The sequence below is a fragment of the Microbispora sp. H10830 genome (assembly GCF_014161375.1).
Taxonomy (GTDB): Bacteria; Actinomycetota; Actinomycetes; order Streptosporangiales; family Streptosporangiaceae; genus Microbispora; species Microbispora catharanthi.
In genome coordinates, this window is sequence record NZ_JABBWX010000018.1 from 33,882 (window position 1) to 46,136 (window position 12,255).

The 12,255-nt window shown below is 70.9% G+C and carries 10 protein-coding genes; 5 read left to right on the forward strand and 5 right to left on the reverse strand.

All coding sequences use genetic code 11. The features are described 5' to 3' along the window. Positions 1 to 18 precede the first annotated feature (18 nt). Positions 19 to 2,247, reverse strand: a complete 2,229-nt coding sequence (locus HHX35_RS34795; RefSeq protein WP_182902895.1) for a SpoIIE family protein phosphatase — start codon at positions 2,245 to 2,247, stop codon at positions 19 to 21. Between the two features lie 120 nt (positions 2,248 to 2,367). Continuing rightward, on the reverse strand, positions 2,368 to 3,072 hold the full coding sequence (locus HHX35_RS34800; protein ID WP_139580490.1) for a metal-dependent transcriptional regulator: 705 nt from the start codon (positions 3,070 to 3,072) through the stop codon (positions 2,368 to 2,370). Between the two features lie 79 nt (positions 3,073 to 3,151). Here HHX35_RS34800 and HHX35_RS34805 point away from each other — a divergent pair, with 79 nt between their 5' ends. Then, the gene (locus tag HHX35_RS34805; protein ID WP_310739509.1) at positions 3,152 to 3,763 is read left to right on the forward strand and encodes a UdgX family uracil-DNA binding protein; all 612 of its coding nucleotides are present in this window, start codon (positions 3,152 to 3,154) and stop codon (positions 3,761 to 3,763) included. Positions 3,764 to 3,798: 35 nt separating this feature from the next. Here HHX35_RS34805 and pdxH read toward each other — a convergent pair whose 3' ends face one another. Further along, a complete protein-coding gene (pdxH, locus tag HHX35_RS34810; protein ID WP_240809481.1) occupies positions 3,799 to 4,443 on the reverse strand; it encodes a pyridoxamine 5'-phosphate oxidase in 645 nt (214 codons plus the stop codon). Between the two features lie 170 nt (positions 4,444 to 4,613). Here pdxH and HHX35_RS34815 point away from each other — a divergent pair, with 170 nt between their 5' ends. Then, complete coding sequence (locus HHX35_RS34815) at positions 4,614 to 5,720, forward strand: citrate synthase 2 (RefSeq protein ID WP_182902897.1); 1,107 nt, start codon at positions 4,614 to 4,616, stop codon at positions 5,718 to 5,720. 138 nt (positions 5,721 to 5,858) lie between these two features. On the opposite strand, the gene HHX35_RS34820 is transcribed toward HHX35_RS34815, so the two are convergent. Beyond that, positions 5,859 to 8,573 (reverse strand): ABC transporter substrate-binding protein, encoded by a 2,715-nt coding sequence (locus tag HHX35_RS34820; protein ID WP_182902898.1) that lies wholly within the window; start codon positions 8,571 to 8,573, stop codon positions 5,859 to 5,861. A 123-nt stretch (positions 8,574 to 8,696) separates the two neighbouring features. Here HHX35_RS34820 and serC point away from each other — a divergent pair, with 123 nt between their 5' ends. Continuing rightward, the gene (gene serC, locus HHX35_RS34825) at positions 8,697 to 9,821 is read left to right on the forward strand and encodes a phosphoserine transaminase (protein WP_182902899.1); all 1,125 of its coding nucleotides are present in this window, start codon (positions 8,697 to 8,699) and stop codon (positions 9,819 to 9,821) included. Positions 9,822 to 9,933: 112 nt separating this feature from the next. On the opposite strand, the gene HHX35_RS34830 is transcribed toward serC, so the two are convergent. Next, positions 9,934 to 10,560, reverse strand: coding sequence for a rhomboid family intramembrane serine protease (locus tag HHX35_RS34830; RefSeq protein WP_182902900.1), 627 nt, complete (start codon positions 10,558 to 10,560; stop codon positions 9,934 to 9,936). A gap of 135 nt (positions 10,561 to 10,695) precedes the next feature. On the opposite strand from HHX35_RS34830, the gene HHX35_RS34835 reads away from it, so the two are divergent. Both HHX35_RS34835 and HHX35_RS34840 read left to right on the forward strand, forming a co-directional pair. Next, positions 10,696 to 11,298: a TetR/AcrR family transcriptional regulator gene (locus tag HHX35_RS34835; RefSeq protein WP_182902901.1), complete on the forward strand. Its 603-nt coding sequence runs from the start codon at positions 10,696 to 10,698 to the stop codon at positions 11,296 to 11,298. After that, complete coding sequence (locus HHX35_RS34840) at positions 11,295 to 12,203, forward strand: SDR family oxidoreductase (protein ID WP_182902902.1); 909 nt, start codon at positions 11,295 to 11,297, stop codon at positions 12,201 to 12,203. Before HHX35_RS34835 ends, HHX35_RS34840 begins: the two co-directional genes overlap by 4 nt. The last annotated feature ends 52 nt before the right edge of the window (positions 12,204 to 12,255 follow it).

A 12,255-nucleotide genomic window follows, 5' to 3' on the forward strand; every position in this document is an offset into this window, starting at 1 on the left:
CAGGGGGCGCGTCACGACCTAACGACCGCCGATGGGGATCTCGAACCAGACCGCCTTGCCCTCGCGGGTCGGGCGGGAGCCCCAGCGTCGCGCCAGCTGGTCGACGAGATAGAGGCCGCGGCCGCCCTCGTCGTTCTCCCCCGCGCTGCGGATGCGGGGCAGGCGCAGGTCCTGGTCGAAGACCTCGACCCAGACGGACTCCCCGCCCCTGCGCAGCCGCAGGGTGAACTCCTTGTCGCCCGCGATCTCCTCTTCGAAGCCCGGCACGTCCCACGACTCGTCGAACGGCAGCGGCGGCCCGTCGAGCACCAGCTCGCGGCGCGGCACACTGGCGCTGGCGGCGTGCAGGACCACGTTGGTCACGACCTCGGAGACGAGCAGGCAGGCCAGCTCCGCGCGTTCCTCGGGCACCTGCCATCCCGCGAACGCCTCCGACGCCATCCGCCGCGCCTCGCTCACCATGATGGGCTGGGCCGGGAACGTCCGCTCCTGGGACTGCAGCTCCGTGCCCGCCGAACGGACGACGAGGATGGCCATGTCGTCGTCGATCTCGCCGGGGACGGCCACCGTGGCCAGGTCGGCGATGCGCTCGACGGACTCTCCCGACGCCTTGGCGAGCTTCTCCCGCAGGATGTCGAGCGCCTCGTCGTCGCCGGGGACGCCCGTGGCGGAGTCGCGCGGCGGCCTGCGATCGACCAGGCCGTCGGTGTAGAGAAGCAGGGTCGCGCCGGGCGGCAGCACCCTCGTCTCCTCCTTGTAGACCAGGTCGGCGTGCATGCCCTTGGCCCGCACTCCGAGCGGCTGGCCGACCTCGGTGATGTCCAGGTCTCTGACCTCGCCGTCCACGATCAGCAACGGCGGCGCGTGCCCGGCGTTGGCGAACGACAGCTGCCTCGACCACGCGTCGTACACCATGTATTGGCAGGTGACGATCGGCGGGTTGGTGATGTCGGCGCCGAAGTCGTCGTGTTCCGGCGCGGCGACGATCCTGGTCCACTCGTCCAGGCGGGCGAGGATGTCAGCGGGCGGTTTGTCGTCCTGGGCGAAGGCCCGCAACGCGGCCCTGAGCTGGCCCATGACCGCCGCCGCCTTGGCTCCCCGGCCCTCGACGTCTCCGATCACGATGCCGACGCGGCCGGCCGACAGCGGGATCACGTCGTACCAGTCGCCGCCCACCTGGGTCTGGATGCCCTGGCCGTGCGAGGCGAGCGGGGCGGCCGGGTAGTAGCGGACCGCGATCTCCAGGCCGTCGAGCGAGGGCAGCGGCTGACGCGGGAGCAGGTGCTTCTGGAACGACTCGGCGGTGTGCCGCTCCTCCTCGAACAGCAGCGCGTTGTCGACGGCGAGCGCGACGCGGGTGGCGATGGCGCCGACGAAGTCGCGGTCGAAGGTGTCGTAGTGGGGCGAGCGCCGGTTCGTGAGGTTCGACAGGCCGAGGTACATCAGGCCGAGCGTCTCGCCGCGCACGCACAGCGGGGCGACGATGGCCGAGGTCATCCCGATCTCGCCGCACAGCCGGGCCGCGCCCTCGCTCGGCGCCGGATAGCTGACCTGGGAGAGGTCCTCGACGAGGATCGTCTCCTGGCGGCGCACGGCGGCCTCGGCGTAGTGCCCGAGGGGGTATCTGATCTCCGCGCCCACGGGCCGCCAGGTGTCCGGCGGCGGCGTCCAGCCGTTCACGTGCGTGGAGACCTTGCGCACCAGGCGGTCGCCCTCGACCAGTTCGATGAAGCAGTGGTCGGCGAACTGCGGGACGAGCATCTCCGCGACCCGGTTGAGCGTCTCCTCGACGTACAGGGAGCCGGCGAGCCGCTCGCCGATCCGCTCGAGCAGGCCGAAGCGGTCCTTCTCACGCTCGTTGCTGCGCATCGCCTCGCGCGCGGTGATCACGATGCCGCTCACGGAGCCGGAGGGGTGCCGCAGCGGCACGGCCTGCGCGCGTACGTAGATCATGGAGCCGTCGCCGCGGGCCACGTCGAACGTGCCCTCCCACACACCGCCGCGCAGCACGTGCTTGGCCAGTTCGGCCGTGAGCGGATGGTCCTTCTCCGAGATCCCCAGGGTGTGCAGCGACTCCTTGCCCGGAGACGCGCCCACGCGGCCGAACAGCTGCTCGGCGAAGGGGTTCCAGTACAGGACATTGCTGAAGCGGTCGGTCACGACCACGGCCATCTCCGCGTGGTCGAGCACGGAACCGGCGGAAAGGTGGTCGTCGGCGTCCTGTGACAGATCTCCCCATCGCCTCATGCCACGACCGTCCCTTGACGAGGTGGGTTCGCTATGCCGGGCACGGGCGCTCCTGCGAAGGCTGGGTCGCGAGAAATGAAAGGACTCCCTAGGGGATTCAACCAGGCACAACTCATTCCGTCATCGTCTGGTGACAAAAACGTGTGAGGCGACGTCCCTCGGAAGGTCCGCGGTCGTGGTTCCCACCTCACCATCACCAGTCACCGTTACACCGTTGTCACTCGCCGCGAGCGTCACCTCGCGTCCGGGTTGTATCCCAACTTGCTTGAGTTTAAGCATCACGGCCGGGTCGCTTTGCACTTGTTCGCTGATTCGGCGCACTACAACGGGCACGGGGGCCTGTCCCGCGAGGGTCACCATGGGTGACACCATCTCATCTCCGGCCGAACCGGACTGAGGCACCCCCAGCTCGTCCAGACCGGGGATCGGGTTGCCGTGCGGGCACACCCGGGGGTTCTTGAGAAGGTTCACGAGCCGGGTCTCCACCGACTCCGACATGACGTGCTCCCAGCGGCACGCCTCGATGTGGACCTCTTCCCAGGGCATGCCGATCACCTGGGTCAGCAGGCACTCGGCCAGGCGGTGCTTGCGCATGACGCGGATGGCCAGCGTGCGGCCCAGCGCGGTCATGCTGAGGTGCCTGTCCCCCTCGACCTTGACCAGGCCGTCGCGTTCCATGCGCGCCACCGTCTGACTGACGGTCGGACCGCTCTGCTGCAGGCGCTCGGCGATCCGAGCGCGGAGCGGGACGATGCCCTCCTCTTCGAGCTCGAATATCGTCCGGAGGTACATCTCCGTAGTGTCGATCAGGCCGTGTGCGGTCAAGGCTCCTCCAGTCCTTGTAAATCGATGCTACGACCTCCCCGCGTGTTCGCAGCCGACCTTATTGGGGAAGCGACCCAGGGTGGGAAACATCGGAGCCCAGCGATTCCTTCCGGCGGAGATCAGCCTGCCCGCGCTCAGGGAGGCCGCACGACACTGCGAGGGGTGCGACCTCTACCGAGCCGCCACGCAGACGGTCTTCGGCGAGGGCGTTCCCGACGCACGGTTCATGCTGGTCGGCGAGCAGCCGGGCGACCAGGAGGACCGCGAGGGCGCGCCGTTCGTCGGGCCCGCGGGGCGCATGCTCGACAAGGCGCTCGAAGAGGCGGGCATCGAGCGCGAGGCGGTGTACGTGACCAACGCGGTCAAGCACTTCAAGTACGAGCCTCGCGGCAAGCGCAGAATCCACCAGAAGCCCACCGTGGGAGAGATCAACGCCTGCCGGCCCTGGCTCGAGGCCGAGATGCGCCTGGTGGACCCGGAGGTGACGGTGGTGCTGGGGGCCACGGCCGCCCGGGCCCTGCTGGGCCCGGACTTCCGCGTCACCAGGCATCGGGGAGAGCCGGTCCCCCGGCGCGAGGGGGCTTACTACGTGGCGACGATCCACCCCTCGGCGATCCTGCGCGCGCCCGACCGGGACGAGGCGTACTCCGGCTTCCTCGCCGATCTCACGGTCGCGGCCGGGCTGCCCTGATCGGAGCTGCTCTCATCGGATTTGGGGGCGGGACCTCAGGGGGCGAGACGCTCCAGCGTCCAGGTTCCGCCGGTCCGGCGATAGCGGAGCCGGTCGTGCATGCGGTCGGTCTGGCCCTGCCAGAACTCGACCTCCGCCGGCACCACCCGGAATCCGCCCCAGAAGTCCGGCAGCGGCGGGTCCTGCGGCCAGCGCTCGGCCAGCTCCCGGAACCTGGCGTCGAGCTGCTCCCTCGACTCCACGACCGCCGACTGACGGGAGGCCCACGCGCCTATGCGGGAGCCGTACGGGCGAGAGTGGAAGTAGGCGGCGCTGTCCTCGCGCGGGAGCCGTACGACGGAGCCCTCCACGCGGACCTGCCGCCTGATGGGATGCCACGGGAACAGCAGGCAGGCGCGCGGGTTCTCACCGAGGTCGCGGCCCTTGCGAGACTCGTAGTTGGTGAAGAAGACGAACCCGCGCTCGTCGAATCCCTTGAGGAGGACGGTGCGGGCGGAGGGACGGCCACCGGCGGAGCTGGTGGCGACGACCATGGCGTTCGGTTCGGGCAGGCCCGCGGCGACCGCGTCCGCGAACCACAGCGCGAACTGCGTCACCGGGTCGGCGGCCATACCGGATTCGAGCAGGGGCTCACCTTCATAGCTGTGCCGGAGCCCGGGGAGGTGCGAAGCGCTGTCCACGGAAAGGTATTCTCGCGTGCTCGGCATACGTCTCGCTCGGTGGCCCCTACCTGGGAGAACCCCGTTGGGTAGGGCCGGGGGCGCGACAGTCGGGCGCTGCGGGTTAAATTGACCCGCCGGTATCTCGACATCAAGGCTCTGGACTTCACAAGAGAGGGAGGCGGCCGAGAATGTCCGACTTCAAACCCGGGCTCGAAGGCGTGGTGGCGTTCGAGACCGAGATCGCGGAACCGGACAAAGAAGGGGGCGCCCTGCGATACCGGGGCGTCGACATCGAAGAGCTCGTGGGCAATGTCTCCTATGGACACGTCTGGGGCCTGCTCGTCGACAACACGTTCCAGCCGGGCCTGCCCCCGGCGGAGCCGTACCCACTTCCCGTCCATTCCGGCGACATCCGAGTAGACGTACAGAGCGCGCTGGCCATGCTCGCGCCTTCGTACGGCTTCCGCCCGCTGCTCGACATCGACGACGACCAGGCCCGCGACGATCTCGCACGCGCCTCGGTGACCGCTCTGTCGTTCGTCGCGCAGTCGGCTCGTGGCCTGGGCCTGCCCATGGTCCCGCAGAAGCGCGTCGACGAGGCCGAGAGCATCGTCGAGCGCTTCATGGTCCGCTGGCGCGGTGAGCCCGATCCCAAGCACGTGAAGGCCATCGACGCCTACTGGACGTCGGCCGCGGAGCACGGCATGAACGCCTCGACGTTCACCGCCCGCGTGATCGCCTCCACGGGCGCCGACGTGGCGGCTGCCCTGTCGGGCGCGGTCGGCGCGATGTCCGGCCCGCTGCACGGCGGCGCACCCGCGCGGGTGCTGCACATGATCGAGGGCGTCGAGAAGATGGGTGACGCCCGCAAGTACGTCCAGAGCGAGCTCGACAAGGGCCAGCGGCTCATGGGCTTCGGCCACCGGGTCTACCGGGCCGAGGACCCGCGCGCCCGCGTGCTGCGCCGTACGGCCAAGGAGCTGGGGGCGCCGCGCTACGAGGTCGCCGCCGCGCTGGAGACCGCCGCGCTCGAGGAGCTGCACGCCCGCAAGCCGGACCGGGTCCTCGCGACCAACGTGGAGTACTGGGCCGCGGTGGTCCTCGACTTCGCCGAGGTGCCGTCGAACATGTTCACCTCGATGTTCACCTGCGCCCGGACCGCCGGCTGGGCCGCCCACATCCTGGAGCAGAAGCGCACGGGCAGGCTGGTCCGCCCCAGCGCCGACTATGTGGGCCCGAAGCAGCGCTCCATCAACGAGGTGCCCGGCGCCGCCGAGGTCGTCGGCAAGGTCTGAGCCTCGGCGCGGGTCGTGGCCCTGCGGCGTGCCACAAGCTCCGAGAGGCCGCCGGGCCCGCCCGCGCACCGTCAGAACCCGTGACGGCTCGCCCCTTTCCGGGGGCGGGCCGTTTCCGCGTCACCGGGCGCCCCCGCGTCACCGGCCAGGGTCGGCGGCGTCCTTGCGCGGGCTCGCGGACGGGTGAGCGGACGAGACCGCCGCCGGGGCGTTTCGGGCCGCGCGCTCCCCGGCGTCCCCGTCGAGGTTCCGGCAGATCTCCTTGGCGTCCTCGGGCTCGGTGGTCGCCAGGCGCCCGCAGCGCTCCGCGACCTCGGACCTGCCGGAGTCGTTCACCTTGAGGATCGCGATGGTCTTGTTCTCGGGCTCGTGGGCGGCGGCGCCGAAGGAGATCACCCCGCCCGAACCGTTCCACCTGTCACGCGGGGAGACGAGGGAGATCTGGTAGAGCACGTCTCCCCTGCTGGGCAGCCCGCCCCGATAGGCCGCGTTGACGCGCTCGTAGAAGAGCTTCACGGCGTCGTAGCTGAGAATGAGGTTGTCGTCGGACTCCTTCGCGTGCCGGCCGCTCAGCAGGCTCTGCACGAAGCCCGTCGGCGCCGGGGCGCCGTCGCGCCACAGTTCACGGCTCGCCAGCGCCGCGTAGTAGACCTGGACGCGCCGGTAGTCGCCGATCACCGCGCCGCTGTTGGCCACCGCCTTGATGACGTCGTCGCCCGCGAGGACCTTGATCGGCTCCTTGCCACAGTCCTTGCCCTCGACGTAGCGCAGGAAGTCGAGGAAGTCGGCCGCGCGCCCCGCGTAGAGGAGCAGGTCGGGCCCGTGACCGCAGGCCCGGCTCACCGCCAGGTCCATGCCCGTTCCCCGGTCCTTGTACGCGACGCGGTCGCCGACCGTAATCCCCACCGCGCCGGCCTCGTCCGCGTAGTCGGCGGCGAGGTTGTTCGTGTAGTTGTCGTCGTCCGTCTGGTCCTGGACGATCACCGCGGACGGCTTGGGCACACCGTCGAGGAGCCGGTCGCGGGCGAACCTGGCGGCCAGCCGCGCCTGCCGCTGGTTCGACGGCCCCAGGCGGAACACGTACGGGGAGGGGTAGCCGGACCCGGACCGGGCGGGGTCGTCCGACAGGTACCCGAGCCGGTCGGCGGTCGCGGTGGTCACCAGCATCGGGATCTTCGCCGCGTCCAGCGTCCGGATGGCCTCCTCGACGCCGCCGACGCTGCGCTGGAAACCGATCACCCCGAGCACCCGGGGGTCCTCGGCCGCCATCTCGCTGACCAGCTCCGCCGTACGCCGCCCCTGGCCGAAGTTCGTGCCGGCGTTGGCCACCAGCACCTGGAGGCGGGGCGCGCCGGAGACGCCGCGCTGGTACTCCTCCACGGCCGTCAGCTCCGCCCGGGCCCCGACGAACGCGCTGTCGCTCTGATCCTGCGCGACGGAGTACTCGCCGAACAACACCACGCTCACGTACGTCCCGGCCTCCCTGGCCAGGGCGTTGTTGCGGTCGATCCGGGCGACGAGCCTCGTCAACTCGTCCGACGGGAAGAGCCCGTCCGGCGTGGTCCCGTCGGCGTTCACGACGCCCACGCACTCCTTGCCGACGCGCTCGACCCAGGACAGGCCGCCGCAGTGCGCGTTCCGGTCCTGCTGGATGCGCCCGAGCAGGACGACAGGACCGATGACCAGCAGCGCCATCACGCACCAGTAGCCGATCGCCCGCATCCGGCTGCCCAGCAGGTGCGGCCGGTAGTCGTCGTCCAGCGGGATCGCGGGCGCGCTGACCATCAGCCGCAGCGGCGGCACCCGCCGCCGCGCCGCCGTCCGCCACGCCGCCACCAGCGCGGACAGGTCCGACAGCCGGCCCGCGGTGACCGGCCGGCTGCCCGGGGCGAACGACTCGGGCACCGCGGCCAGCACCAGGAGCGGCGGCAGCAGCCCGGTCTCCTCGACCGTCTCCTCCAACGTGCGCAGTAACCGCTCGTTGACGTCGCCGGACCACCGCGCGTCGAGGGCCAGCATCGCGTACAGGCCGCGCCCCCAGCTCGGCCACGGGATCAGCCACTTCTGGTAGGCCTGGCACAGGTCCCGGCACAACGCGTGGACGAGCAGCCGCTCGACCTCCGCCTCGCTCGCGTTGGCGACGCGCAGCGCGTACTTCGCCAGGCGCTCGAAGGGCTTCCTGCTCAGGTAGGGCTGCTTCCTGAACCAGCCGTTGAAGAGGGACCCCCTGATCGAGAGCATGGCCTGGATCAACGTGCCGACGACGGCGACGAGCACGCCGAGCGCCCACGGGATCAGGCCGACCAGGTCGGAGGCGCCGCCGAGCCCCCAGGCGGCGAGCGTGCCCACCGGCACCCAGGTGGTGGCCGCGCGGCCGAGGAAGTCCGCCGCGGTCCTGCGCCCCCGGTCGCCGCCGTACCTGCCCCTGCGCCAGTCCTTGAGCCGCTCCTTGAACTCCTCCTGACCGGTACGCGACTGCGGGTCGGGCGGCCAGATCCGGCCCGGCACGTCGACCGGCTCCCCGGGAGGCGGCTCCTCGCGCTGGCGCCGCGCCCACAGCACGAACTGGACGAGCGGGAACCGCGGCGGGGGCAGGAACGAGCCGCCGACGGGCATGCCGAGCTGGCCGCGCTCCCCTGCCAGCGCCGCGACGAGCTCACGCAGCGTGTCGTACTCCCCCGCCCTGACCGTGGCTTGCGGGAGGGAGTCCTCGAACGGCGCGGCGAGCCGCCGGGCCGCGTCGAAGGCGCCGCCGTCGCGGCCGACCACGAGGACGAGGGGCAGGGGGCGGTCGGAGCGCCAGAAGAACGGCCTGCGAACCAGTGCCTCGATGACGGCGTGCGGGTCGGCCACGCGGATGTCTCCCGGGGGGTGGAGTCCGTTCTTGAGGTGGTGCGTGATCTTAAAACGAGACCATGATGTCTCACCATCCGGACCATGGTCTAGAGCATCCGCAGGTCTCACTACGCTTGAACCGTGGCTGACATCGTGATTCCCGCTGACATCAAGCCCGCCGACGGCCGCTTCGGCTGCGGGCCCTCGAAGGTACGCCCCGAGCAGCTCGCCGCTCTCGCCGACGCCGGGGCGAAGGTGATGGGCACCTCCCACCGGCAGAAGCCGGTGAAGAACCTCGTCGCCCGCGTCCGCGCCGGGCTCACCGACCTGTTCTCCCTCCCCGAGGGATACGAGGTCGTGCTGGGCAACGGAGGCACCACGGCATTCTGGGACATCGCGTCCTTCGGGCTGATCCGGGAGAAGTCGCAGCACCTGAACTTCGGGGAGTTCTCCTCGAAGTTCGCGACGGTCGCGAAGAAGGCCCCCTGGCTCGCCGACCCCTCGGTGATCAAGTCGGAGCCGGGCAGCCACCCGCTGCCGGTCGCCGAGGAGGGCGTGGACGTCTACGCGCTCACCCACAACGAGACCTCCACCGGCGTCGCCATGCCCATCAAGCGGCCGACCAGCGGTGGCGCGGACGACGAGTCGCTCGTCCTCGTGGACGCCACCAGCGGCGCCGGCGGCCTGCCGGTCTCCGCCGAGGAGTTCGACGTCTACTACTTCGCGCCGCAGAAGAGCTTCGCCTCCGACGGCGGCCTGTGGATCGCGCTGTTCTCGCCGAAGGCGCTCGCCCGGGTGACGGAGATCTCCGAGAGCGGCCGGTTCGTGCCCGAGTTCTTCAGCCTGCCGACCGCGATCGACAACTCGGTCAAGGACCAGACGTACAACACCCCGGCGGTCGCCACGCTGTTCCTGCTGGCCGACCAGATCGACTGGATGAACGCCCAGGGCGGCCTCGCCTGGACCACCGGCCGGTCGGCCGACTCCGCCTCGCGGCTGTACACCTGGGCCGAGAAGACGTCGTACACCACGCCGTTCGTGGCCGACCCGGCGCAGCGTTCCAACGTCGTCGGGACCATCGACTTCGACGACGCCGTGGACGCCGCGGCGGTCGCGAAGGTGCTGCGGGCCAACGGCATCGTGGACACCGAGCCCTACCGCAAGCTCGGCCGCAACCAGCTGCGGATCGCGATGTTCCCGGCGGTCGACCCCGCCGACATCGAGGCGCTGACCTCCTGCGTCGACTACGTGGTCGAGCGTCTCTAGTGGTTCTCCCGGCGGCCGCCTCTCCGGCGGCCGCCGATCTCGCCGACGGTCTCCGGACCGTCGGCTTTTCGTTTTTCCGGTTCTGTGCCGGGGTGCGGCAGCCGTTCGCGCGTCAGGTCGTCGCGATCTTTCGGCGGCGTAGCAGCCAGGCGGCGATCACGCCGCCGATGAGGCCGAACAGGTGGCCCTGCCAGGAGACACCCGGCTGGGTGGGCAGGGCCCCCCACAGGATCGAGTAGTACAGCACGGCGACCACGACGCCGAGCACGATGTCGAGGGCCCGGCGGTCGAACAACCCCCGGGCCACCACATAACCGAAATATCCGAAGACGAGGCCGCTCGCGCCGATCGTCAATGTGTCCGGCGGGCTGGTGAACCACACACCCAGCCCGCTGACCAGGATGATGACCAGGCTCGCCGCGAGGAACCTGCCGATCCCCCTGATGGCGGCCACGAACCCCAGGATCAGCAGCGGCACCGAGTTCGCCATCAGATGGCCGAACCCGGCGTGCAGGAACGGCGCGAACAGGATCCCGGGCAGGCCGTCCGGCTCGTGGGCGAGGATGCCGTATCTGTCGAGCCGTCCGTTCTCCACGTAGTCGACGATCTCGATCGCCCACATCACCGCCACGAGCACGATCATCAGGATCGCGCTGCCGAGGGCGCCGGTGAGCAGCGCGGACGTCCGCTCCCGCATCGACCGGCCCGGCCGGGGGAGCCCGGGCCCGGAATCACTCATGGCTTCACCGTACGCAGTCCCGCTCACGAACGAGCGGACTGCCCCGATCCGCCCGGATCATGCCGTCGGGTTTGCCACGAGAGGCAGGCGGCTGTATTAATAAATGAACAGTCATTTATAAACGAGGAGGGACCGGTGGCGGGACGCCCCCGCGGAGTGGACGATTCGGTGATCCTGCGTGCGGCGGCCGAGGTGATCGGCCGGGTGGGGCCCGCGGGGCTGACCCTCGCCGCGGTCGCCGACGAGGTGGGGCTCGTGCCCGGCACCCTCGTGCAGCGTTTCGGGTCCAAGCGCGGCCTGCTGGTGGCACTGGCGCGGCAGTCCGCGCACGAGGCGGAGGCACACCACGAGCGGCTGCGGCAGGGGCGCTCCTCCCCGTTGGCGGCGCTGGTGGCGCTGGCCGAGGAGTCGATGTCCCTCATGGACACCCCGGAGCGCTTCGCCAATCACCTGGCGTTCCTGTGCATGGATCTCACCGATCCGCAGCTGCGCGAGTACGCCCTGGCCATCCACGAGGCGCAGCGAAGGGCGATCCTGACCCTGCTCGACGAGGCGGTGGCCGAGGGAGAGCTGCGGATCGGCACCGACACCGCCGCGCTGGCCGCGTCCGTCCAGGCGTTGATCGCCGGCACCGGCCTGACGTGGGCTCTCGACCGGCAGGACACGCTGCCGGAGCGGCTCCGGCGGGCGGTCACCGCCCTCCTCTCGCCTCATACGCGTTCGAAGGAGATGTCGTGAACGACAGACAGCCGCTCGCCGGGAAGGTCGCCCTGGTCGCGGGAGGCACGCGGGGCGGCGGCCGCGGGATCGCCGTCGAACTCGGGGCCGCGGGCGCGACGGTCTATGTCACCGGCCGCAGCAGCACGGCGGGCCGCTCCGACCTGGACCGTCCCGAGACCATCGAGGAGACCGCCGCGCGGGTCACCGCGGCCGGCGGCACCGGCATCGCGGTGCGCACCGACCACAGCGACCCCGAGGAGGTGCGCGCCCTGGCCGACCGGATCGCCGCCGAGCAGGACGGGCGGCTCGACGTCCTGGTCAACTCGGTGTGGGGCGCCGACGCGCTGACCGACTGGGAGCATCCCCTGTGGGAGCAGGACCTCGACACCGGCCTGCGACTGCTGCGCCGGGCGGTGGAGACCCATGTCGTCACGAGCCGGTTCGCGCTTCCGCTGATGGTCGCCCGCCGGAGCGGCCTGGTCGTGGAGGTCACCGACGGCAACACCGCCCGCTATCGCGGCTCGTTCTTCTACGACATCGCCAAGTCCACCGTGATCCGCCTGGCCGTGGCGCAGGCGGCGGAGCTCAAGCCGTACGGCGTCGCGGCCGTCGCCGTCACGCCGGGCTTTCTGCGCTCGGAAGCCATGCTGGAGCACTTCGGCGTGACCGAGGCCAACTGGCGTGACGGTGCACGCAAGGACCCGCACTTCGCCCACTCCGAGACCCCCGCCTACCTGGGACGGGCCGTCGCCGCCCTGGCCGCCGACCGCGGCGTCATGGCCAAGACCGGACGCGCCCTGGCCACCTGGGGGCTGTACAAGGAGTACGGCTTCACCGACGTGGACGGCACCCAGCCGGACTGGGCCGCCCACTGGGCCGGCGTCCTGGAGGAGGAGCACGGCCCCCTCGGCGACCCGCTCTGACCTGGCCTCGCTCTCGCCCGCCGGAGGCGAGAGCGATTCCGTCGAGCGCCTC